Origin of the sequence: Paenibacillus foliorum, from assembly GCF_013141765.1 — a bacterium.
GTDB lineage: Bacteria > Bacillota > Bacilli > Paenibacillales > NBRC-103111 > Paenibacillus_S > Paenibacillus_S foliorum.
Genome location: NZ_WHOD01000055.1, coordinates 31,044 through 54,565 on the forward strand (window position 1 = coordinate 31,044; position 23,522 = coordinate 54,565).

The window sequence follows — 23,522 nt, forward strand, 5'->3', positions numbered from 1 at the left end:
GTTTATTTGTTCAAGACTTATTCCGAGGTCTTGGTAATATGACGTGCAATCATACCGCCATGCAGTCGTCCGGTTTCTATGAAAACCTCGTTTGCATTGCTACCTGATGCAGCCACTCCAGCAATATAAAGACGAGGAATGGTGGTTTCCATCGTTTCCGGGTTGTGAATAGGCGCTGTAGAAGCTTCGTTCATTTGAGCGCCAGCTTCCAGCAGCATCGTCCGATCAGGACGGAACCCCGTTAAAGCGAGGACAAAGTCATTATCCAGCTCCCTTTTTATGCCTTCATGCAGAATTGTGACGTTCTGCTGTCCGATTCGGACCACTTGGGAATTGAACAGCATAGTGATCCGACCTTTATTCACCATAGCTTCAAAAACGGGTAAAACCCACGGCTTAATGTTAGGTGAATAAGTTTCTCCACGATAAACCACTGTCACTTCAGCGCCTGCTCTGAGCAAATCCATAGCCGCATCGATGGCGGAGTTGTTGCCGCCTATAATAGTCGTCTTTGTACCGCTATAGGGATGTGCTTCGCGATAATAATGCGTGACCTTTGGCAGGTCTTCACCAGGAATGCCGAGCAGATTGGGATGATCGAAATAACCTGTGGCTACGACTACATGGCGTGCATAAGCAACGGAAGCCTGTCCGAATTGATCCGATAGGCTCAGCTCGAAACTTAGGTCTGCTTTCTGCTGAATACGGTCGACCGTATGATAGGGCTTGATTCGAAGCTTGCTGCGAATTGCAGCATTCCGATAGTAATGCAAAGCTTCCAAGCGTGAAGGTTTCTCGTTAGGTGTTGAGAAGGGGATGCCCCCTATCTCAAGTAGCTCTGGTGTGCTGAAAAACTGCATATAGGTTGGATACAAATATATCGAATAAGCCACACATTGCTTTTCAATGATTAACGGATGAATTCCCAGCTGTTCAAGCTCAATGGCTGCGGACAATCCACAGGGCCCAGCTCCGATTATAATTACTTCCTCCAAAAGAAACACCTCATTCATCGATTACATTAGAGAGTCTAAGCTCCTTAATAATAGTAACCGATTCATACCGGGGATTCCACTTTCCCATAATAAAAGGATCATTAAGACTGCAGGCTTTCTTTCGGGTCCTTCTTCCGGCATACATATACAAACGCTGGAGGGACATTAAGCAGCACAAATTGGATAGTTTGGATGTCGAAGTGGCGACTTAACTGCTTCTTCATTTGTAAGGTGTATTGAAAAGCAATAAACAATCCATTGGGTTTAAGTGATGCTACAACCTGTTCCATTATTTCATCGCGAAGCTGCTGAGGAAAATTAGCGAAAGGAAGGCCGCTTATAACACAATCCAAATGCTCAAGACCATGCTGTTGGACGGAGCTGCTCAAGGCCCTTGCTTCTGTGTAAGTAGAATACTCGGGATATTGCTGTGCTAATTGTTCTTTAAGATGGCTATCTTTTTCGAACAAAAGCACTCGAGTGCCCTTAACAGCCGCATTATTAATTGCTTGAGTTATGACACCGGTTCCAGCACCGAGCTCAGCTACGCTACAGGTATCCTGCCAGGAGATGGCTTCAACCATTTTCTTTGCAAGAAACCGGGAGCTTGGGGTCACGCTGCCTATGGTTTTGGGAGTTCTAATAAATTTATATAAAAAAATCATTTTATCCAAGGCTGATGTTTGGTTCATACTCAAACTAATTTCCCCCTTTTAACACTTATATTACTTCTATCATAGCGTATAATCCTTAAAACAACCTAATTTTTTTATAAAAAAACCCTGTATATGGAATTTTTTATGATAGGAAAATCAAATAAATACTATATTGGTTTTACAGCTTAAGTAAATGTTGAGCATCTTTTATTCTATCTTTATTTAAACCCTATTCATGATTTTCTGTTATGATTCATAGAAATACTACTAGGCTCGGAAATTAAGATTTAATAAAAAAAGGAGGTCCTGCAATGACGGGACGAACTATGTTCAACTATATGAACGCTATTAAATGGATAGCAAAACCGCGTCTGCAGCTCCTGTTAGTAGGATTTTTAATAGGTAATTTGATCGCTGTGTTTCTAACTGCTCTACCGCCCTCATCACCGTACTATTATCCTAAGTATTACACGTACCATGAAATGAAAGCGTCAATCGGAGTCAAGCTTCATGCCCTGCAAACTGTCCCGCAAAATATTGCCTTAAAACCGATAACCAGCAACGTAACTCTCACAGATGAAACTGGAATCAATGGGGGATTTTTTTGGAATGGAGATTTATTGAGTATTGCTGTTGTTAATGATCAGCCGCTCAAGGGTCAACAGGAGGATTACGGTTCAGGCTGGTACAATATTGATGTGCCCAAAGGAACGTTGGTATGGGATGAGATTACAAGGCGATTTACGGTACAAGTTGTACAAGATGCCCATGAGCTGAAGGTGACAGATAAGCAGCATTATTGGGCTCAAGGCGGAATTAGTATGTCGCTGCAGGATGATTCCCATTGGGAGGTGCAGGCCATTTCGGAGGACATGCCGGCATTCGATGAGAAGCGGCTGCGTTCAGGCGTCGTATATGATAACAAGCAAACGATATGGCTTATAGTTACAGATACTCCAAGTACTGCAGAGCAATTTCGGAAGGCTGTTGTAGAGATGGTTGGCCGCGGAAATGTAGTAGACGGTGTCTTTTTAGACGGGGACGGTTCCTCGCAAATGAAGAGTATGCAAAAGCAATTAAAAGGCGACTCTCGTGAAGTCTATCAAATGCTCGCCTTGAAACAAAAATAAACTATCGTTTAATTAACATAGCTAAATACATACAATTGAACCGAATAAAATAACTAATAAAATAGCTTAAAAAAGCGAGCTGCCGTCTTATGTCCGGCAGTTTTTTTAGTGTCCACAGTTCACGGAATACAGAAAAAAAGGAAATCATTTGCAACTTTGTTGCTTTATAAAGCGTATAGGTAAGTAGGATCACAATGAATTCTAGACGGAGGAGCGCTATGCTGGAGCTGTATTGGGGATTACTTATCACAGGTGTGCTGTTTGCAGTTGTTACTGTTATTTTCGGTGATTTGCTGAGCAATGCTCTTGATGGCGTGCTTGATTTCCTGTCAGGTGAACATCTGCATGCTTTTCAGCCAATGGTTCTGCTGAGTGCAATTACGGTTTGCGGAGGCGCAGGTATTTTGTTGACACGCTATACGTCACTGGGAACATTTGCTGTGTTGATAACTGCTGTTCTTTGTTCCCTGATTGTCGCAATTCTCGTCTATTTCCTGTATGTCAAGCCGATGGAAAATAGTGAAAATTCAGTTGCCTACTCCATGAAGGATCTGGTTGGGAAGATTGCCGAAGTTTCTGTGCCAATACCAGCTCAGGGCTATGGGGAAGTGTTGGTTAAGATGGGGGCGGGAAATACAAACCATATCGCAGCCAGCTTTGAACAGGTAGAGATCCAAACAGGTGCTAAAGTCGTTACTGTCGAAGTCATTGATGGGACACTCTACGTGGCTTGTTTAGATAAACAGCTCTAATCGGTGCTGAAAAGTCTTCTTTTTGAACACAAATTATTATTAATGCTCACCTGGAAGTTTACTAACTAACTAATAAAGGAGACATGCTGAATGCCAGATGCTTTGTTTATTCCAGCTATTGTTGTAGGAGTTATTATTGTATTGGGGTTGGCTTTTTGGGCACGCTACAGAACAGTTAGTCCCGATGAAGCGATGATTGTAACGGGAGCGTTCCTGGGCTCAAGGAATGTAATGACAGATGAGTCGGGCAGAAGTATTAAGATTGTTCGTGGTGGCGGCGCATTCATTCTGCCTATTTTCCAGCAATCGCAATTTCTGTCTTTACTATCCCATAAGCTGGATGTATCTACACCTGAGGTTTATACCGAACAAGGAGTTCCAGTGATGGCCGATGGGGTGGCCATTATAAAAATTGGCGGTTCCGTGGAGGATGTTGCAACTGCAGCCGAGCAGTTTATGGGCAAGCCAACTGAAGCATTAAAGGGAGAGGCCCAAGAGGTGTTGGAAGGACATCTGCGCGCTATCCTTGGCTCAATGACCGTCGAGGAAGTGTACCGTAACCGCGATAAATTCGCGCAGGAGGTACAGGGAGTTGCAGCGAAGGATCTTAAGAAGATGGGGCTGCAAATTGTCTCATTCACCATTAAGGATTTGCGCGATAAGCACGGCTATCTGGATGCGCTCGGTAAGCCGCGTATCGCTGCAGTCAAGCGAGACGCGGAGATAGCGGAAGCGCAAGCAGTGCGTGACGCACGAGTTCAGAAAGCGCAGGCCGAGGAAGACGGGCAGAAGGCTGAGCTGCTGCGCGATACGAATATCGCGGAAGCGGGCAAGGACAAGGAGCTGAAGATTGCCTCCTTCAAGAGGGAGCAGGATCAGGCTAAAGCGGAAGCGGACCAAGCCTATCACATTCAAGAGGCGCGCTCCAAGCAGAGCGTGGTCGAGGAGCAGATGAAGGTCGAGATCGTCCGCAAGGAGCGAGAGATTGACCTGGAGGCGAAGGAGATTCTTCGCCGGGAGAAGCAATATGACTCCGAGGTCAAGAAGAAAGCGGACGCGGATCGTTACGCCGTAGAGCAAGCGGCGGAGGCGGATAAAGCGAAGCGTCTGCGCGAAGCGGACGCGCTGCAGTACCGCATAGAGGCGGAAGCGAAGGCAATGGCCGAGCAGAAGCGCCTCAACGGGTTAGCTGAGGCGGATGCGGAGCGAGCCAAAGGTACGGCCGAGGCGGATGTCATCCGACTTCGCGGCTTGGCGGAAGCGGAGGCGAAGCAGAAGCTTGCCGAGGCATTCGAGAAGTTCGGCGAAGCCGCGGTGCTGGATATCATCGTCAAGATGCTGCCTGAATTGGCGGGTAAAGTGGCTGAACCGCTTAAGTCAATCGATAAGCTTACAGTAGTCGATACAGGACATGGTGAAGGTGCTGCGCGCTTAAGCAACTACGTGACGTCTTTAATGGCAACAGCTCCCGAAATGCTGAAAAGCGTAAGCGGTATTGATCTGGATAAGCTAGTTAAGGGTCTCATTAATCGTGGCGACGAAAAGAAAGTAGCGGTTCCAACTCAACAAGCTGATGCTGCTATAACACCATTGAAGACGGAAGCATAACCAAATATAAGCTAGGATATATCAGCCTGGAGCGAAGCGTCTACTTCGCTTTCCGGGCTGTTTTTTTTTGGCAGCATTTAAATCTCATTTTGATCAATCAAAATCATGCCTAGTTCGTCCTGTATGCATCATAATTTCCGTGAATTATATGAACAAAATGAGGTTTATGCGCAGTATTCAACTTATGGATATAAGCTATTCGATAAAAACGGTTTGATGCTACAATGATTTTGCCCGAGATGATGTAAGCGCATACACAACTATATAAAAATCTAGGAGGTCTTTTTATGATCCAATTATTAACTCGTCAATCTCTGAAAGTAGCACTTACCGGTCTATTAGCTGTGAGCCTTACGGCCTGTGCAAGTAATGCACCCCAGACTAAAGATGCCGCTGCACCTAAACCGACTGAAACCCCAGCTGCAAGCGCATCCAAGTATCCTGAGAAGCCGCTCTCCATAGTCGCTCCATCAGGAGCAGGCGGAGGCTGGGATTTAACTGCCAGAACGATCGCCAAGGTTTTAACAGAAACTAAGGCAGTCAATAAACCGATTACAGTTGAGAACAAACCTGGTGGAGGAGGAGCTGTGTTTCTTGCTGAGTACGCGAGTGGTAAAAAAGATGATTATAAATTGTTTGTAAGCTCGCCACCCATATTAATCAACAATTTGAAAAAAGAAGCCAACAGCCCTTACGGATATAAAAATTCAACGCCGCTAGCCCAGCTGACGAAAGATTTCGGAGCTATTGCTGTGTCAGCGAATTCCAAATATAACGATCTGAAATCTTTGTTGAACGACTTGAAGGCTGACCCTACCAAATTAACGATTGCAGGAGGTTCAGCACCAGGCTCCATGGATCACTTGGTGGCCATTCTACCTGCGTACAAATTCGGCATCGATCCGAAAAAAGTAAAATACGTTTCCTACGATGGTGGTGGTGAAGCGCTAACAGCGCTGCTAGGTGGTAATGTGGATGTTATCGGAACCGATGCTTCTTCATTGGACCAATATGTAAAAGCCGGCAAAATTAAAGTGTTGGCAGTAGCTTCCGCTCAGCGTCTAGGAGGCAGCTTGAAAGACGTTCCGACAATGAAGGAGCAAGGCGTGGACGCAGAATTCAATATTTGGCGTGGAATTTTCGGTCCAAAGGAAATGAGTGCAGATGCCAAGAAATATTGGGATGATACCTTGAAAAAGCTTAACGAAAATGATGTGTGGAAAAAAGAACTTCAGGCGAATAATTGGGAAAGTGACTTTAAAAATTCGAATGATTTCAATACTTTCCTTGGTCAGCAAGAAGTTTTGATTAAAGATATGCTTACGGCACTAGGTATGCAAAAGTAAGACAACAGAAGGCCCGCCCACTGTGCTGGCATCATGAAAAACAAGGGAGAACAAGCTTCTCCCTCGTTTTATTAAGTAGGGGAGGATTATTGTGAACAGAACCTTTGACCGTTATGCCGGAATTGTTTTTCTTGCAGTTGGAGCCTTGTTCGTAGTTGAAAGCCAAAAGATTACGGCAAGCTCCTATGGAAGCAATGTCGGTTCGAATATATTCCCGTTAGGTCTGGGAATTTTCCTGGCGCTAATGAGCATTCGCCTCATTTATGAGACATTTCGGTACAAGAATACCGGAAGGGAAAAAGAAAAGCTGGATTATAAAAGATTTGGCATCATCTTCTCCGCGGCAGTATTATACGCATATTTTCTCGAGGATATTGGATTCGTTATTGCTACCTTTTTATTTCTAATGATTGGTTTTCAGACTATGCAAAGAGGGAAGATTTGGTCCTCACTCATCATTTCAGCAGCATTTTCGTTTGGGGTTTACTATCTTTTTGTCCATGTTATGGACGGTACGCTCCCAGGATTTCCATCTTGGTTAGGCTTAGAGTAGGGGGTTAAACATGAGTACTATTGATTATTTGTTACATGGATTAGGCACAGCGATGCAATGGCACAACTTGTTGTTCGTCTTTTTCGGCGTTCTAATCGGAACCGTTGTAGGGGTTCTGCCTGGTATCGGTCCAATGAGTGGGGTAGCACTTCTGATCCCAATCACTGCAACGATGACGTCTGGCTTAAGTCCGGAGGAATCGGCCACCAGTTCGATTATTTTATTGGCCGGTGTCTATTACGGTGCGATGTACGGGGGATCAACGACTTCGATCCTTTTAAATACTCCTGGGGAATCCTCTTCAGTCGTGACAACACTAGACGGTTATCAAATGGCTAAGCAGGGCAGAGCAGGCGCTGCACTGGCAATCTCTGCAATCGGGTCATTCGTAGCAGGGATTGTGGCTATGATCGGGCTTATTTTTCTTGCTAATCCTTTATCAGCCATTGCAATCAAGTTTGGGCCAGCCGAATATTTCTCCTTGATGCTGCTAGGATTGTTAGCTATTAGCGGTTTGGCTGGCAAGTCAATGACCAAAGCACTGATGATGACGGCATTCGGGCTGTTGCTGGCAACGATCGGGATTGATAATGTTTCGGGCGCAGCACGTTTTACTTATGATATTCCAGAATTATTTCAAGGGTTGGAATTTTTAACTGTAGCCGTTGGGATGTTTGCTCTGGGCGAAGTGTTCAAAACGATTTTAGAAAAAGATGAAAATGGCGAGGAAGTTGCTAAAATTACCCGGGTCATGCCAACAAAGCAGGACTTGAAGGATAGTGCTGGTCCGATAACAAGAGGCTCCTTGCTCGGGTTCTGTATCGGTCTTTTGCCGGGTGCAGGTGCTATATTGGCATCCTTCTTCTCCTATATTGTTGAGAAAAAAATCAGCAAAAACCCTGGAAAGTTTGGTAAAGGAGCTATTGAGGGCGTAGCTGCTCCGGAATCAGCAAATAACGCGGCGGCAGGCTCAGCGATGATCCCGCTTCTGACACTCGGTATTCCGTCATCAGGAACAACAGCCATTATGATGGGTGCTTTCATTATGTACAATATTCAACCAGGTCCATTGTTATTTCAGGATCACCCGCAATTAGCATGGGGGGTAATCGCCAGTATGTTTGTTGGAAACCTGATGCTGCTTGTCCTGAACATGCCTATGGTTAGAGTATTTGCGAAAGTAATTGAGACACCAGCTAAATATTTACTGCCATTAATTATTGTTTTCTCAGTATTCGGCGTTTATGCGGTTCAGTACTCTACCTTCGATCTGATGATGATTATGGGATGCGGAGTTGTAGGCTATTTCCTGTCTAAAAACGATTTTCCGTTAGCTCCTTTAGTTCTGGGACTTATTCTAGGTCCGATGATGGAGAACAACATGAGAAGAGCGCTTACTATATCTAACGGCGATTTTATGATTTTCCTGCAAAAGCCGATATCCGTAATTTTCTTGATTATTGGACTTCTGTGGCTGGCTATTCCATTAATACTGAAAATGAAAGGGAAAAAAGTATTGATTAATGAGGAAGCCTGATTATTTCTTCCAATCCCGTCTCCGTTATGTTCTAGGGGGGACGGGTGTTTTCTTGTTCTAGGGGTTCTGCTACAATGTTACCAACATCTAAGTGGGGGGATATTCGGTGCGTTTGCAAACGAAATTAATTCTGATCATCTGTTCTTTGCTGTTTCTAGTGATCTCCTTACTGTGGGCTGTGTTTCAATATATGCTCGTGAATGCGCTGGAGGAGCAGACCGGTATACGAGCTTTAGCCGTTGCGGAAGCTTTTGCCGCTATGCCTGAGGTAAGTAAAGCATTCTTGGATTCTGATCCTTCCAAAGTCATTCAGCCTTTGGCAGAAACCGTAAGGGTGAAAACTGGTGCAGAATATATTGTCGTTGGCAATCGTGAAGGAATTCGATATTCCCACCCTATAACGGACCGAATTGGAAAGGAAATGGTAGGGGGCGATAATGGCCCGGTGCTAGAGGGACAATCGATCGTATCCGAGGCGATTGGCTCCTTAGGTTTGTCACTCCGTGGAAAAGCGCCTATTCGGGGGAATAATGACGAGGTAATAGGTATCGTGTCCGTTGGATACTTAATGAACGAGATTGAGAAGCTGGATGATAATTATGAAGAGGAGGTCATGCTGATCTCCATAGCTGCATTAATTATTGGCAGCGGCGGTGCAATTATGATTTCAAGAGGCGTTCGCCGTTCCATTCATGGATTGGAGCCTGAACAAATCGGGATGCTGTATATGGAAAAACAAGCTATACTTGAATCGATCCGTGAGGGCATTCTCGCAATTAACAGTCAAGGTTCTATTACAATGGCCAATAAGCAAACCCTGCGCATGCTGGGATTGCCTGAAGATACAGATATTACGGGCCGCTTAATTGATGAAGTTGTGCCGACGACTCGTCTTCATGAGGTGATACTAACAGGGAATTCCCAATTTGATCATGAGATGATCTTTGGAGAGCATGAAGTTATTGCTAACCGAGTCCCAATTATGGATGAGCATAAACAGGTTATAGGAGCTGTTTCCAGCTTTAGAAGTAAATCAGAGCTGTACCGGCTTGCAGAAGAGTTGTCCCAGGTCACAAGGTTTGCCGAAGGGCTGCGAGCTCAAACACATGAATATTCTAATAAGCTCTATGTAATTTCAGGGTTAATTCAATTGGAATCATACCAAGAAGCAATTGAAATGATTACACGTGAATCGGATGTGCATCAAAATTTAATCCAATTCATTATGCGTGAAATTCCTGATCCCGTTATCGGGGGATTATTAATAGGGAAATACAACCGAGCACAGGAGTTAAAGGTAATTTTGGAAATCGACAGTGAAAGTACGTTTCAAGATGTTCCGGCTACTTTAAATCGTGATATGCTTGTAACTATTATCGGGAATTTGACTGATAACGCGATGGAAGCCGTAATTGAATGCGAGCAAGCTGTGGAGAAGAAGGTTAAGCTGTTTTTAACTGACGCAGGGAATGATTTGATTATAGAGTGTGAGGATAATGGCTGCGGAATTTCCGAAGAGGTGGCATCCCGTATTTATGAAAAAGGATACTCAAGTAAAAAAGGCGAGCGGCGCGGGATCGGATTGGCACTTGTCCGACATGCCGTTGATAAGCTTGGAGGCTATATAACTCATCATCCAAGTGAACATGGCGGAACTGTTTTTACGGTGGTGTTACCAAAAATGTCTAAAGATCCGAAAGAGGATGCATGAGATGACCAAAGAGATGAATACGCTGATCCGAGTGTTAATTATAGAGGATGATGAACGAATCGCTGAAATAAACCGCCGATTTGTTGAAAAGGTTCCAGGTTTCACGGTTGTTGGAATAGCAACAGATAGGCCCCAGGCGATAACACTTCTCGAAGTGCTTGAATCGGATTTGGTGCTGCTTGATATTTATTTTCCCGATGCTAATGGTCTGGAGCTGCTCCAGCTTATAAGGCAGCTTGATCGTCAGCCTGATGTGATTATGATTACTGCCGCGAAGGAAGTGGACGCTGTAAGGGCTGCAATTCGCGGGGGTGTGTTCGATTTTATTATGAAGCCGCTGTTATTTAATCGTTTGCAAGAGACGTTGCTTCGTTTCCAGGAATACCATAGGACACTGGAGAGGCTGCATACGGGACAAGGTCAAGTTAATCAGGACGAGGTTGATCTGCTTCTTCAAGGAACAAGCAAGAAGGAAGCCACGAACCCTTATTTGCCCAAAGGGATTGATAAACTGACACTTGATAAAGTAATACAAGCAATGAATAACATTATAAACCCCTTAACCGCAGAGCAGGCTGCTGGGCTGATTGGAGTAAGTCGTTCAACGGCGAGACGTTACTTGGAGCATCTAGTGTCGCAAGGCAAGCTTCACGCTGATTTGTCTTATGGAGATGTCGGTCGTCCAGAGCGTGTATATAGAAAAATGTAGCTATGCTTCTAGCCTTCTATGGCCGGGAGCATTTTTTTTGGTTCGACAGATAAAGAAAGTACTAGAAAGATCGATTCAAACAGGATATCATTGGAAATAGCACTTGTTAGTTGCTAACATAAAATACTTGAGAGGGATGAATGGACAGATGTCGGTAAACTTTTGTTCGTCCTGCGGTCATTCGATGGAAACACGCAGTATGGACGGCGTCGAACGGCGCGCATGCACAAATTGTACTTCGGTTCATTGGGGCAATTACAGTATCGGTGTAGGTGCTCTTGTTGTTAAAGATGATAAGGTTCTGCTAGTGAGACGTGCGCAAGAGCCGGGTAAGGGGAATTGGACTAATCCAGGCGGGTATATTGAGCAATTGGAGCCGATAGAAGAGACCATTGTCCGTGAAGTTCTTGAAGAGGCTGGGGTACATGCCACAGTTAAGGGAATCGTGGCTGTTCGTGATCAACCCCGCGCTATTCACAATGTTTACATTGCATTTGAAATGCAATATGTGGGTGGGGAGCCAACACCTGACGGCTACGAAGTCGATGAAGCGGGCTTCTTCTCACTAGAAGAAATGCAATCGATGAAAGTGGCGAACTTCACTCAATGGCTTGTAGATATCGCATTAAATGGTCAAAGCGATGGGTTGTTGGCGGATCGTGAGCCGATAGTACCTTCACCTGGAAATGGATTTTTCCGGATTCCTTAAGAAAAAAATATTTTTACTATAGAGGAATTTGTCGCTCAATTCAGAATATAATAATACATTTGGTGAATTTCTTATTTGTTTGAGCTTAGGTTGTCCGCATAAGGACGACCGGCTTCTTCAAATGAACGCCAATTACTCGCAGCAGTCTATTCTCGAAAGGAGTTGTGCAATGGTTACATTACCGAAAAAGAATGAGCTCGGTTTTTTTGAAATTCGACTGGAATCCATAGGGGGTCTTGGAGCCAATCTAGCCGGTAAAATGCTGGCAGAGGCCGGCGTTGTAGGTGCCGGGTTAAATGGAGTCAGCTTTTCGTCATATGGTTCCGAGAAGAAGGGCTCAGCCGTTAAGGCTCATATCCGTTTTTGTGATATTAACACAAACATTCGCGATACATCGCCTGTTGAAAGACCACATGTCGTTGGTATATTTCACGAGTCTTTATCCAAAACCGTCAATGTGGTCAGTGGAATTTATGAGGATAGTCTGGTGCTGGTCAATTCCACTAAATCTCCAGAGGAATTGAAGGAGAAGCTTAAGATGAAGGGCGGAACGATCGCCGTTATCGATGCTATTGGAATCTCACTGGAAGAGAAGAACCGTGTTAACATGGCTATGTTGGGCGCTCTGTTCCGTCTCTGTCCATTCCTAGACCCTGAGATTATGAAGAATGTTATTCGTAAATCGTTGGAGAAAAAGTATCCTCAAGCTGTACAGCCTGCATTAAACACCTTTGAAAGGGGTTACAACGAAGTTAACTTTCAAACCTTTGTACTTCCGGAAGGTCAAGAAATGCCAGCCTTCGTTCGTCAAGATACGCCCGTGCTTGGGTTTGCAACTCAACCTATGGGTGGTGTAATCGTTAACCCTGGAAACAGTATTCTGAAGGATTTGAGCATCTCAAGAGCAGGGATGATGCCTAAATTCGAGGATGACAAATGTATCCATTGCGCAGCCTGTGATAACGTCTGTCCTGACTTCTGCTTCGTATGGGACGAGCAAGCAGACAAGAAAGGCCGTCCGCAAATGTTTCTGCAAGGAATCGATTATCAATATTGTAAAGGCTGTCTCAAGTGCGTGCAGGCCTGCCCAACGGAAGCACTCTCTAGTTTAAGAGAACCAGATGGTTACGCAGATGAACATCGCGTGCCGCACAGATTCGACTTAGCCGCAAAGTAGGAAGCCCAGAATTCTCAAGAAAAGCAAACTGAAAGGTGGAATTCCAGTTGGCAATCGAGATTAATAAAGAGATTTCACAAGGTACGGTGGAGCAACGTATTGTTTATGAATCCGGTAATGAGATGGCTGCATATGCAGCGCACCAAATTAATTATCATATAATGGGGTATTTCCCGATTTCGCCATCGACAGAGGTCGCACAATTCCTCGATTTGATGAAAGCTAATGGACAGCATGACATCAAGTTGATTCCAGCAGACGGAGAGCATGGCTCTGCAGGCGTATGTTATGGAGCCTCGACAGCAGGCGGACGAGTTTTCAATGCAACTAGTGCAAATGGTTACTTGTACATGTTGGAGCAAATGCCTGTACAATCCGGTACCCGTTTTCCTATGGTAATGAATCTGGTATGCCGCTCAGTATCAGGACCCTTAGACATTCACGGTGATCATTCCGACTTGTACTATGCTTTGAATACCGGTTGGCCGATTTTAATGTGCCGTGATCCACAAGCCGTGTATGATATGAATATTTTGGCGCTTAAGCTGGCTGAAGATCCTGAGGTTAGACTGCCTGTACTGGTTGCTTCAGATGGTTACTTCACGTCACATCAGAAGCGTCGAGTGCAAACGTTTGCAAAGCGAGAGGATGTGCAGGCCTTTGTTGGCGCACAGCCGCCAATGGGCTTCCCCGATACGTTAGATCGAAACAATCCGATCACTGTGGGTCCTTACATGAACGAGCCTGATTACATCAACAATTGTTATCAACAATCTATGGCGATGTACAATGCAGAGCATGTATACGATCGGATTCGTAAGGAGTATGCGGAATTAACTGGCCGCGATTACCCAATTCTGGATCAATACAGAATGGAAGACGCTGAGGTTGCTGTATTCTTGATGAACTCTGCTTCAGAGATTATTAAGGACGTTGTTGATCAGCTTCGGGAGAAGGGGATCAAAGCAGGGTCGATTGCACCGAATATGATTCGTCCTTTCCCACAAAAAGCGATTGCTGAAGCTTTGAAAAACATTAAAGCAGTTACGGTTTGTGATCGTGCAGACTCTTACGGTGGGCACGGCGGTAATATGGTTAATGAGATCAAGGCCGCTTTATTCACATTAGGCAACCATACTACGATGGTAATAAGTCGTATTTATGGACTTGGCGGTAAAGACTTCTACAATGAAGACGGTCACCAGATGTTCCAATTTGCAATTGATGCCGTTGAAAAGGGAAAAGTAGAAGTACCCTTTGATTATTACGGACACACGCCTGGCGATCCAGAGAAGAAGCCTAAGCGTGTACTGAATCCGATGAAATATGAAGATTTGAATACAGGTTTGATCACCGTTAAGAAGGATGAAGAAACAGGTAAGCTGAACGTTCGCGTTCCGCCGCTGCGGGCTTTAACGAAAAAGCCTAAGAGGATTGCACCGGGACACGGAGCATGTCCAGGCTGCGGTATTTTCTCTGGACTGGAGCTGTTCTTCAAAGGAATTGAAGGCGATATCGTTGCCTTGTTCCATACGGGATGTGCGATGGTTGTAACTACCGGCTATCCATATTCGGCTCATAAAGCAACTTACATCCACAATCTGTTCCAGAACGGTGCAGCAACATTATCAGGCGTTGTAGAAATGTTCTGGGAGCGTAAGCGCAGAGGCGAGCTGGATTCCTTGAATCTTAAGGATGACTTTACATTCGTCATGATTACAGGTGACGGTGGAATGGATATCGGTATGGGGCCGGCGATCGGTGCGGCACTTCGTAATCATAAAATGATTATTTTGGAATACGATAATGAGGGTTACATGAACACTGGCGCCCAGTTATCTTACTCAACTCCGATGGGACATAGAACGTCTACCTCTAATGTTGGCTCTAAGCAAGGGGGGAAAGTGTTCCATCATAAGGACACAGCGCAAATTATGGCTGCTACTCATATTCCTTACGTATTTACAGGCTCTGAAGCGTTCCCGCAGGATCTGGTTCGTAAGGCTGCCAAAGCCCAATATTATGCTCAGAACGAAGGCCTTGTGTTTGGGAAAATTCTCATCGCATGTCCATTGAACTGGTTATCTGAGGATGAGCAGGGCTCCAATATCGTAGGGGCAGCAGTCGACTCCTGTTTCTTCCCGCTGTATGAAGTCGAGCACGGAGTAACGAACATAACGTACAATCCGGAAGAAAAGAGCAAGAAGGTTCCTCTCTCCGATTGGCTTGTAACGATGGGCAAAACTAAGCATATGACCAAACCGGAACATGAGGAGACTTACAAAATGTTCGAAACGGAAGTAGAACGCCGCTGGAACATGCTGAAAGCCAAGCACGTTAATGAGTTTCTATAAAATTTGGTCAAATGCATAGCAGCATCATTGATTACAATAGAAACAAAGGTACCATCTCCGATGGAGATGGTACCTTTTCACCTTTTTATAGGAAGTGGAGGAAAAGCAATTGCCTTTCGTATTAAAGAATAAGGAGTCGAACCAGCTTTATACCTGCACAATGGTTAATGGATATAAGCTCGCTTATTATGGTACTAAATATTGGGATTACGAGGATGATGCGTCAGAAGGTATGCTTCCGTTTCTAGAGTCCCAATCCATTGAAGACATTAAGCAATGGGAGCTTCTGGAGCTTACGGAAAATCAACTCAAAATGTGTAACGTTAAGCTTAAGAACGATCCGCGGATGTCGTTGTACTGGGATGAAGCAAGTCGTTCGATTCGAGTAAATGCTTCTCTGTCAGAATCGTGAGCAGGTTAATGCCGACTTCATTATGTCCGCCTTCGGGGATGATGATGTCGGCATATTTTTTGGAAGGCTCAATAAAGGCTTCGTGCATCGGTTTTACAGTTGACATATATTGCTCATATACCGATTGAACCGAACGGCCTCTTTCTTGAATGTCACGCAGCACGCGGCGTAAAATTCGTACATCGGGGTCCGTGTCAACAAACACCTTAATATCCAACATATTTCGAATTGGCTCATCAGATAAAACGTGCAGACCTTCCAAAATTATGATTGGATTAGGAAGAAGCTCTAGGGTACGGGTAGAACGTGAATGAGTAGAGAAATCGTATGTAGGAGATAGAGTAGTGGTCATCTGCTTTAATTCATTTAATTGCTGCAGCAGCAAATCATTGTCAAAGGCTAAAGGGTGATCATAATTGATCTTCTCACGTTGGTTAAACTCCATATCGGCATGGTCTTTATAATAATTGTCCTGTGAAATAAAAGTTATTTGTTCATTTCCAAGCTTTTCAATGATGGACCGAGCTACGGTTGTTTTACCGGATCCGGTTCCTCCTGCTATACCGATAATAAGCATAATTGTTATTAGGACCTCCTGCTGAAAGCTGCTATTAAGCTTCAATTCCAGTATTGTAGCATAATCGCTGTGGGAACTCTAGAATGGAAGAATGGAAATGTGGCGGATAGGTAGGGTTTATGGTATGCTCTTGAACAAGCACCCCCCATCCTGCAAGCTTTATGCTTACGAAGCCAGCCTTCTATGGAAAGCTTATTCAATGCTTACGAGGTTAGTTTCGCTACAACGAAACTCTCAGGAGGTAATAGAACATGAATGAAAATTTTATTGCTATTAAGACGTTTCAAGGAGAGCTGAAGCTTTCTCATAAGAAGGGAGACTTCGGTATCACCGTATCTACTAAGGAATTAATTTATCAAAAGCCCCATGCCAATTATCATATCAAGCTGGAGGATATCATTAGTATTGTCCCGTCTGACAACAGTAGTATTAAAGCGATCACCTTTCACAACCGCCGCTCTTCCGGCGAAGAAGTCATTAAAATGTCCTCCGGAAGTCCACATTACCGTATCTATGTTCGTAGCGCTGTCCTTCATAACCGCAGCGGAATATTCACTATGGGGGCAGCCCAGTTTATATTGCCCATCCATAATGAGCTGCTAATGGCGATCTCCAAATACGGCGGGTTAAGTGCGGTTATCTAAATAATAGTACTCCAAAGGTACTAAAAGCGTTTGTTTCCTTCTTAGGGCAGACGTTTTTTTTTGTGCACATTTTGCTGGATTTATGATAATCTGGATCTATTGCGTGTAAATGTCAGGAATCGAAATGGCAAAGAAGGGGTGAGGATTTTACAATGGCAGTTGAAGCATCAACAGCAGTTCGCGTGGCGGCCAAAAGTAAGCTGCCGGTAATGATCAGTATAGTACTGGCTATGCTGGTGGCATCGATGGATACAACAATAGCTAATACAACGATGCCAGTTATCGCCAAGGAGTTAGGCAATTTTAACTTGTATGCGTGGAGCTTCGCCTCATACATGATCATGTCCACGGTCATTGCACCTGTGGCAGGTAGAATATCGGACTTGTATGGCAGAAAGACTATTTTCGGTGCGGGAATCATTTTGTTTTTACTTGGGTCAATCTTGTGCGGCTTCGCTAATTCCATGGTGCAGTTAGTTATTTATCGTGCAGTTCAAGGTATTGGGGCAGGAGTGATGATGCCATTCCCTTCCATTATTGCAGGTGATTTGTTTGCAGTGGAGAAGAGAGGCAAGATTCAAGCGCTTTTTACAGCTATGTGGGGATTATCGGCCATATTGGCACCTATGCTGGGCGCTTTTTTCGTTGAGTATGCGAATTGGCGTTGGATCTTTTTTATTAACATTCCGATATGTCTAGTTTCATTCGTTTTATTATCTGCTTATAAAGAGGTGTATGAACCAAAGAAATCCAAGGTGGATGTTTTCGGAGCTTTAATTTTCGCGGTAGGGGTCAGCTTATTGCTGCTTACAACGATAGTCGAGCAATACACTTATTCCTATGGTATAGCCGGAGTCGCCGTAATGTTCGGGTTTTACTTATATGAGAAAAACCATGTATCACCGATTGTCCCGCTAACTTTATTCCGCAATAAGCCATTTGCGTGGATGAAGGTGAATACTTTCCTGGCTTGTGTCTCCTTGTTTGGAACATCCAGTTTTTTACCGTTGTTTTTACAAGAGGAAGGGTATTCCTTGTTTATTAGCGGGGTTGCGTTGCTTGGAATGTCATTCGGGTGGATGGCCGTATCGGTGCCGGCAGGCAAATGGATTATGTGTTATGGCTATTCGAAATTAATTATTTCAGGGAATATCCTCTTAGTGGCGTCAGGATTGTTTCTGCTTATGTTAAAACAGGGTTCAGGCTTCTGGTTTGCATTCCTGGCGATGGTAATACAAGGTCTAGCCTTCGGTTTAATCTTTACGGTTTCTACAATTGGTTCCCAGCAGCTTGTCGAGCCTCATCAAAAAGGGGTTGCGACTTCGATTCAGTTGTTTTCTTCAAACATTGGAACGGCTATTGGGGTCACGGTTATGGGAGCCATTCTAGCTAAAACAAGCAGCTTCTATGCAGGCTTTGAACATTTATTTCTGTATGGTTTTATCGGCTGCTTGTTGGCTTTTGCTTCTTCTTTTATGATTCGTAAAGTTTAATAAGTTCGGTGAAATGAAGGGCAGCCTCGGCTGTCTTTCATTGTATATAGAGGAGAGATGAGCATGGACTATAAGATGAATATATCACTAACGGTAGTTCCGATTGGTAAAAAAGGGTAGTTCCAGCTTAGCTGACACCACCCGCAAACGTATGGATAAAAATAAAACGAGTTCTCCAAGACTGGAGAGCTTCTTTATTTTGAAGTGAAACTATAATTATAGGTTCTGCATAGAGCAGGGGCTCATTTTTTGTTCCAAGTATCTTTCAACGGCACGATGCGATTAAAAACGAGCCTATCATCGGTAGTGAACTTCGTATCTACGCAAAAGTAGCCATGGCGGAAAAATTGGAATTTTTGCGCCATACGCGAATCTTCGACAAAAGGCTCCAACAAAACGTCCTTTACGATAACCATCGATTTCGGGTTGATCCTATCCGTCCAATTCTGGATGTCGTCCTTCGGAATCGGAATATCCTCCTCCTCCAGCAGCAGCTTCTCATATAGATGAACGTCAGCTTTTACCGCGTGTTCCGCAGAGACCCAATGAATCGTCCCTTTCACTTTACGACCCGTAAATCCGCTACCGCTCTTTGTGAGCACATCATACGTGCAGCGAAGCTCCGTAATTTCACCTGTTTCCGGGTCTTTGATCACTTCCTCGCACTTGATGAAATACGCACCCTTCAGCCTTACCTCGGCATTCAGGCTCAGTCGGTGAAAGCCTTTAGTAGGCAATTCCATAAAATCGTCCCGCTCGATATAAATAGTTTTGGAGAAATTAACTTTTCTTTTCCCTAACGCCTCGTTTTCGCTGTTGTTTTCAATCTCTAGCGCCTCAAAGTCAACATCCGGGTAGTTGGTAATGATAACCTTCAAGGGATGTAGAACAGCCATGACGCAAATTGTTGTTGCTTTTAGATCCTGTCTAAGGGAATGGTCCAGTAACGAGATATCTACCGTGCTTTGGGTTCGGATACTGCCAATCTCCTCGATAAAGCGTCGTATGCTTTCTGGCGTGAAGCCTCTTCTTCTTAAGCCACTGAGTGTAGGAAGCCTGGGGTCATCCCAGCCGTCTACGTAACCCCCTTCTGCCAGCTGTCTCAAAAACCGTTTGCTTGTAACAACTCCTGTTAAGCTCAACCGACCAAACTCTCTTTGCCGCGGCGGCTCAGAGAACCCAAGCTCCTTTAATACCCAGTCGTATAAGGGGCGGTGGTCTTTGAATTCAATTGAACATAAAGAATAGGTGATGTCCTCTATCGCATCTTGAATAGGATGAGCAAAGTCGTACAGGGGATAGACGCACCAGTCATTTCCCGTTCTATAATGCTCAGCGTGGATAATTCGATAAATGACAGGATCACGCAGGTTTAAATTGGGCGAGCTCATATCGATTTTGGCGCGAACAACCTTTGAGAGGGCAGGATAGACGCCATTTTTCATTTTTGCAAAAAGCTCCAGATTTTCCTCGACAGATCGGTTTCTATAAGGGCTGTTTCTGCCCGGTTCAGCCAAAGTCCCTCGATGCTCGGTTATTTCCTCTGGTGCCAAATCACACACATAGGCTTTTCCATGCTTGATCAATTTGACGGCTGCGTTATATATTTCTTCAGAGTAATCCGAGCCGTAGTAGATATGTTTTCCCGGATCATACCCGAGCCACTTGATATCTTCAATAATCGCATTTACATACTCGATATCCTCCTTAAGGGGATTCGTATCGTCAAAGCGTAAATGAAATGTGCCATTAAACCTTTGAGCAATTGTATAATTCGTGTGTATGGCGTAGGCGCTCCCTATATGAAGATAGCCATTGGGCTCGGGTGGAAATCGCGTGCACATGTCCCTGCCGAAAGGTCTAGCCTCAAGCTCCTCACAGATAAGCCTACATAAAAAGTTTTCGGTTGGATGCTCCTTCTCATAATCCAATGTCGACTCCTCCTAATGAACGTGATAAGTGGTAAATCAGCACAAAAAAAACCTCACCTCCAAGACCTCAAGTCTTGGGGACGAAATTTTCGCGGTACCACCCCAGATTCATTAATATGTCGCCATATTAACCTCTTCAAGTACGGCATTGCAGGCAATGCTTATACTCTAGCTCTGTAACGGGAGCTCCCGTCACGCAATCCCCAAGGAGGTTCCTGCATGCTGCTCAGAGACTTGGTTCGGGAGGAAACTCTTTGCTCCTTTTCAGCTACCGGAGCTCTCTGTGCAAGAACGTTTTTCCCTACTCTTCTCATCATTGCGTTTGAATATTTCCCAATTATAACAAATCATTCTCTTTTTTGTAAACTGTGGTGATGTGATGAATGAAGCAAGTAAGCTATTTGTTAGCTCGCATTAGAAGAAAAGTGATTAAATACGCAAGAGAGTTTACGCCAAAAAGAGCAAATATTCCGGGTGTAAGGGTAAAATACAGACTTACTGGTATTGACCAGATAAACGAAACTATCATTAATGCTCTCTGCTGGAGAATCGCAGAAAGGATCGCTAAACAAGCTGGGAGACACAACATTATGAATGTTATAAGGGCCGCATCCGGTTCAAAGCGATTGGAATAAGGGTTAACAAAACTGAATATGCACCAAAGTATCATTGAAATAATGCCTGCGGTTATCCCCAGGATGGACGATATTTTTGACCATTTAATCATAAGCAACCCCCTATGAAGAAATTCGATAAACGTTAGCGCAACTTTTACATAAACTCTCAGAATATTTTAAAAATAAATCCATTGTGTTCTCGTTATACATGTTTAATTTGCGTTATTTCGGGGGACTTTAAAATCGATTAAGCTATACATACAGATCGAGAAGACGATCGCAAGCAACTAAATAGGAGGGTCTTACAAATGATACTAAACAAAAAACGCTGGTTGACTGCTGGAGTAGCAACCGTTCTTGCAACAAGTATGCTGGCTGGCTGCGGAAGCAGTGCAACACCCAAGGCTCCAGAACCTGGTAATGCAGCAGGAGGCGCGGCAGCCAAACCCTTCGATGGTAAGAAATTAACAGTAGTAACGGCCAATCATCCTTGGGGAGAAGCAATCAAACCTTTGATTCCTGAGTTTGAAGCCAAGACTGGTATGAAGGTAGAAATGCAAAGCTTCTTCGAGGATCAGCTGACGCAAAAGCTAACGGTTCAGTTCACTTCAAGCTCAGCGACACCGGATGTATTTATGTATCGTCCGCTCCAAGAAGGCAAGCTCTTCTTCAAGAACGGCTGGGTAGCACCGCTGGATGAGTATCCTCAAAAGGATGCAAGCTATGATTTCAATGACTTCTCTAAATCAGCAATCGGTTCCACAACAGTAGACGGCAAACTTGCTGGAATCCCAATTATTACGGAGCAAGAGATCTTGTATTATCGCAAGGATTTATTGCAAAAAGCTGGGATTGCAGTACCTAAAACATTGGACGAGCTAACAGCAGCTGTTAAAAAGCTGCATGATCCCAAAAATGAAATGTACGGATTTGTTGCTCGTGGACAGCGTTCACCGCTAGTAACACAAGTATCCTCGTTCTTGTTCTCTGAAGGCGGCGACTTTACTAGTGGAGACAAAGCGACGGTTAATACGCCAGAAGCTATCAAAGCTTTCACAACATACAGCTCTTTACTTAAAGATTATGCTCCACCGGGAGTATTGAATATGTCGTGGCCGCAAGCTTTCGGTATATTTGCTCAAGGCAAGGTAGCGTTTCTAACGGATGCCAATTCACTTTATAAGAACGTAACCGACAAGGAAAAATCGACAGTTGCTGATAATGTAGGCTTTGCTTTATTCCCAGCTGGGAAAGCAGGGTCGAAGCCGTACAACATCACTTCATGGGGCCTTGCTATGAACTCCAAAACAGCCAACAAAGATGCATCTTGGGAATTCATTAAATGGGCAACAAGTAAAGACGTTGTTCTGAAGACTCAAAAGCTTGGTAATCCTGGTGCGCGCGCTTCCGTGTGGGATAATGCTGAAGGAACATCTGGTTTCCCGGCAGAAATGGTACAAGTAATTAAAGAATCATCCAAAGGCGGAGTGGATCATGACCGTCCGGTATTGATCGGTGTAGGTGAAGCACGTGATGCGGTAGGAGCTATCGTCTTGCAAGGCATGACCGGAGGCGATATTAAAGCAGCTGCTGATAAGGCGAATTCAGAGCTTCAAGTGATCATGGATAAAGAAAAAGGTAAGTAAGGGTGAAGAGAAGGATCGGTGCTCAAGCCGATCCTTTTTCAATCTAGTGACTGATTTGCAAAAGAGAAAGGTAGGCCAAGGAAATGAATCATAGCTGGTTTGACCGCAACATCAAATGGATCTATACGATGCCGGCGCTGTTATTTGTCTTGATCATGATGGTATTTCCCATCATCTATACATTTAGAATTAGCTTTTATGAATGGAGCATGTCAGCAACGACGCCTCCGAAATGGGTAGGATGGAGCAACTACACAGCTTTATTAAGTGAAGGGCGCTTCTGGGACTCAGTGTTCAATACATTTTATTTTACCATTGTTGCTCTCGTATTGGAGACAATACTTGCTATTGCAATAGCTATGCTGTTGTATCGTGAGTTTCGTGGAAAAAACATTGTGAAAACGATCTTCCTGCTTCCCATGGTGGCGACACCTGTAGCAATGGGACTTGTATGGATGCTAATCTATGAACCGACTATTGGTATAGCTAATACGTTGTTGAAGACCATGGGTCTCGAACCCTTATTATGGCTTGCATCGCCTAATCAAGTTATTCCGTCTTTAATTATCGTTGACGTCTGGGAATGGACGCCAATGATTGCTTTAATCGTTATGGCGGGCTTATCGACTTTGCCGAGCGATCCTTATGAAGCGGCGGATGTGGATGGAGCATCAGCCTGGCAGAAATTCACTAACATCACATTGCCTTTGTTAAGACCAACGATCATTGTAGCCGTAATGCTTCGTTTGATTGACGTATTAAAAACATTTGATATCATCTACGCAACAACTCAGGGCGGACCGAATTTAGCTTCTGAGACCTTGAATTTGTACGGGTATGTGCTAGGCTTCCAGTATTTCAAACTCGGTATGGCATCTTCATTGCTCGTGATTTTCTTTGCTATAGTTATGGGTCTCACGCTCGCTCTGATTTATGTACGCAAACGCATGGAGGTACAGTAGCCT

General features: G+C 44.3%; 21 protein-coding genes and 1 other annotated feature. Of the genes, 17 read left to right on the top strand and 4 right to left on the bottom strand.

The genetic code is table 11. The annotated features are described in order from the left end of the window. Positions 1-17 precede the first annotated feature (17 nt). The gene (locus tag GC093_RS13355; protein ID WP_171652373.1) at positions 18-995 is read right to left on the bottom strand and encodes a YpdA family putative bacillithiol disulfide reductase; all 978 of its coding nucleotides are present in this window, start codon (positions 993-995) and stop codon (positions 18-20) included. A 101-nt stretch (positions 996-1,096) separates the two neighbouring features. Then, on the bottom strand, positions 1,097-1,687 hold the full coding sequence (locus GC093_RS13360; RefSeq protein ID WP_171652643.1) for a class I SAM-dependent methyltransferase: 591 nt from the start codon (positions 1,685-1,687) through the stop codon (positions 1,097-1,099). Positions 1,688-1,962: 275 nt separating this feature from the next. Between GC093_RS13360 and GC093_RS13365 the strand changes: the two genes are divergently transcribed. From GC093_RS13365 to GC093_RS13420, 12 genes are all read left to right on the top strand, one after another. Continuing rightward, entirely contained in the window at positions 1,963-2,781 is an 819-nt protein-coding gene (locus GC093_RS13365) for a phosphodiester glycosidase family protein (protein WP_246314276.1), read from the top strand. A 218-nt stretch (positions 2,782-2,999) separates the two neighbouring features. Then, on the top strand, positions 3,000-3,533 hold the full coding sequence (locus GC093_RS13370; RefSeq protein ID WP_171652374.1) for an NfeD family membrane protein: 534 nt from the start codon (positions 3,000-3,002) through the stop codon (positions 3,531-3,533). Positions 3,534-3,623: 90 nt separating this feature from the next. Then, a complete protein-coding gene (gene floT / locus GC093_RS13375; RefSeq protein WP_281365237.1) occupies positions 3,624-5,141 on the top strand; it encodes a flotillin lipid rafts scaffold protein FloT in 1,518 nt (505 codons plus the stop codon). 287 nt (positions 5,142-5,428) lie between these two features. Continuing rightward, entirely contained in the window at positions 5,429-6,487 is a 1,059-nt protein-coding gene (locus GC093_RS13380) for a tripartite tricarboxylate transporter substrate binding protein (RefSeq protein ID WP_171652375.1), read from the top strand. Positions 6,488-6,578: 91 nt separating this feature from the next. After that, a complete protein-coding gene (locus GC093_RS13385) occupies positions 6,579-7,040 on the top strand; it encodes a tripartite tricarboxylate transporter TctB family protein (RefSeq protein WP_171652376.1) in 462 nt (153 codons plus the stop codon). A gap of 10 nt (positions 7,041-7,050) precedes the next feature. Then, positions 7,051-8,577, top strand: a complete 1,527-nt coding sequence (locus GC093_RS13390; protein ID WP_171652377.1) for a tripartite tricarboxylate transporter permease — start codon at positions 7,051-7,053, stop codon at positions 8,575-8,577. A 106-nt stretch (positions 8,578-8,683) separates the two neighbouring features. Then, positions 8,684-10,288, top strand: coding sequence for an ATP-binding protein (locus GC093_RS13395; RefSeq protein ID WP_171652378.1), 1,605 nt, complete (start codon positions 8,684-8,686; stop codon positions 10,286-10,288). A gap of 1 nt (position 10,289) precedes the next feature. Continuing rightward, positions 10,290-10,997: a response regulator gene (locus tag GC093_RS13400; RefSeq protein WP_171652379.1), complete on the top strand. Its 708-nt coding sequence runs from the start codon at positions 10,290-10,292 to the stop codon at positions 10,995-10,997. Between the two features lie 148 nt (positions 10,998-11,145). Continuing rightward, positions 11,146-11,706, top strand: coding sequence for an NUDIX hydrolase (locus GC093_RS13405; RefSeq protein ID WP_171652380.1), 561 nt, complete (start codon positions 11,146-11,148; stop codon positions 11,704-11,706). 169 nt (positions 11,707-11,875) lie between these two features. Continuing rightward, the gene (locus GC093_RS13410; protein WP_171652381.1) at positions 11,876-12,883 is read left to right on the top strand and encodes a 2-oxoacid:acceptor oxidoreductase family protein; all 1,008 of its coding nucleotides are present in this window, start codon (positions 11,876-11,878) and stop codon (positions 12,881-12,883) included. 47 nt (positions 12,884-12,930) lie between these two features. Continuing rightward, positions 12,931-15,237, top strand: coding sequence for a thiamine pyrophosphate-dependent enzyme (locus tag GC093_RS13415; RefSeq protein WP_171652382.1), 2,307 nt, complete (start codon positions 12,931-12,933; stop codon positions 15,235-15,237). A 109-nt stretch (positions 15,238-15,346) separates the two neighbouring features. Beyond that, positions 15,347-15,649, top strand: coding sequence for a hypothetical protein (locus GC093_RS13420; RefSeq protein WP_171652383.1), 303 nt, complete (start codon positions 15,347-15,349; stop codon positions 15,647-15,649). Here the strand turns inward: GC093_RS13420 and udk are convergent. Further along, a complete protein-coding gene (gene udk, locus GC093_RS13425) occupies positions 15,567-16,226 on the bottom strand; it encodes a uridine kinase (protein ID WP_171652384.1) in 660 nt (219 codons plus the stop codon). The two genes, GC093_RS13420 and udk, sit on opposite strands and share 83 nt — an antisense overlap. 251 nt (positions 16,227-16,477) lie before the next feature. On the opposite strand from udk, the gene GC093_RS13430 reads away from it, so the two are divergent. Beyond that, positions 16,478-16,870, top strand: a complete 393-nt coding sequence (locus tag GC093_RS13430; RefSeq protein ID WP_171652385.1) for a hypothetical protein — start codon at positions 16,478-16,480, stop codon at positions 16,868-16,870. Positions 16,871-17,022: 152 nt separating this feature from the next. Next, a complete protein-coding gene (locus tag GC093_RS13435) occupies positions 17,023-18,363 on the top strand; it encodes an MFS transporter (protein ID WP_171652386.1) in 1,341 nt (446 codons plus the stop codon). 242 nt (positions 18,364-18,605) lie between these two features. Here the strand turns inward: GC093_RS13435 and GC093_RS13440 are convergent, their stop codons facing one another. Beyond that, a complete protein-coding gene (locus tag GC093_RS13440; RefSeq protein WP_171652387.1) occupies positions 18,606-20,294 on the bottom strand; it encodes a glutamine--tRNA ligase/YqeY domain fusion protein in 1,689 nt (562 codons plus the stop codon). 73 nt (positions 20,295-20,367) lie between these two features. After that, positions 20,368-20,620: a binding site (T-box leader), on the bottom strand. 57 nt (positions 20,621-20,677) lie between these two features. Here GC093_RS13440 and GC093_RS13445 point away from each other — a divergent pair. From GC093_RS13445 to GC093_RS13455, 3 genes are all read left to right on the top strand, one after another. Next, positions 20,678-20,929 carry a hypothetical protein gene (locus GC093_RS13445; RefSeq protein ID WP_171652388.1) on the top strand — a complete coding sequence of 84 codons (252 nt, stop codon included), beginning with the start codon at positions 20,678-20,680 and terminating at the stop codon, positions 20,927-20,929. 290 nt (positions 20,930-21,219) lie between these two features. Beyond that, on the top strand, positions 21,220-22,557 hold the full coding sequence (locus GC093_RS13450) for an ABC transporter substrate-binding protein (RefSeq protein ID WP_171652389.1): 1,338 nt from the start codon (positions 21,220-21,222) through the stop codon (positions 22,555-22,557). 83 nt (positions 22,558-22,640) lie between these two features. Beyond that, complete coding sequence (locus tag GC093_RS13455) at positions 22,641-23,519, top strand: carbohydrate ABC transporter permease (RefSeq protein ID WP_171652390.1); 879 nt, start codon at positions 22,641-22,643, stop codon at positions 23,517-23,519. Positions 23,520-23,522: the final 3 nt, after the last annotated feature.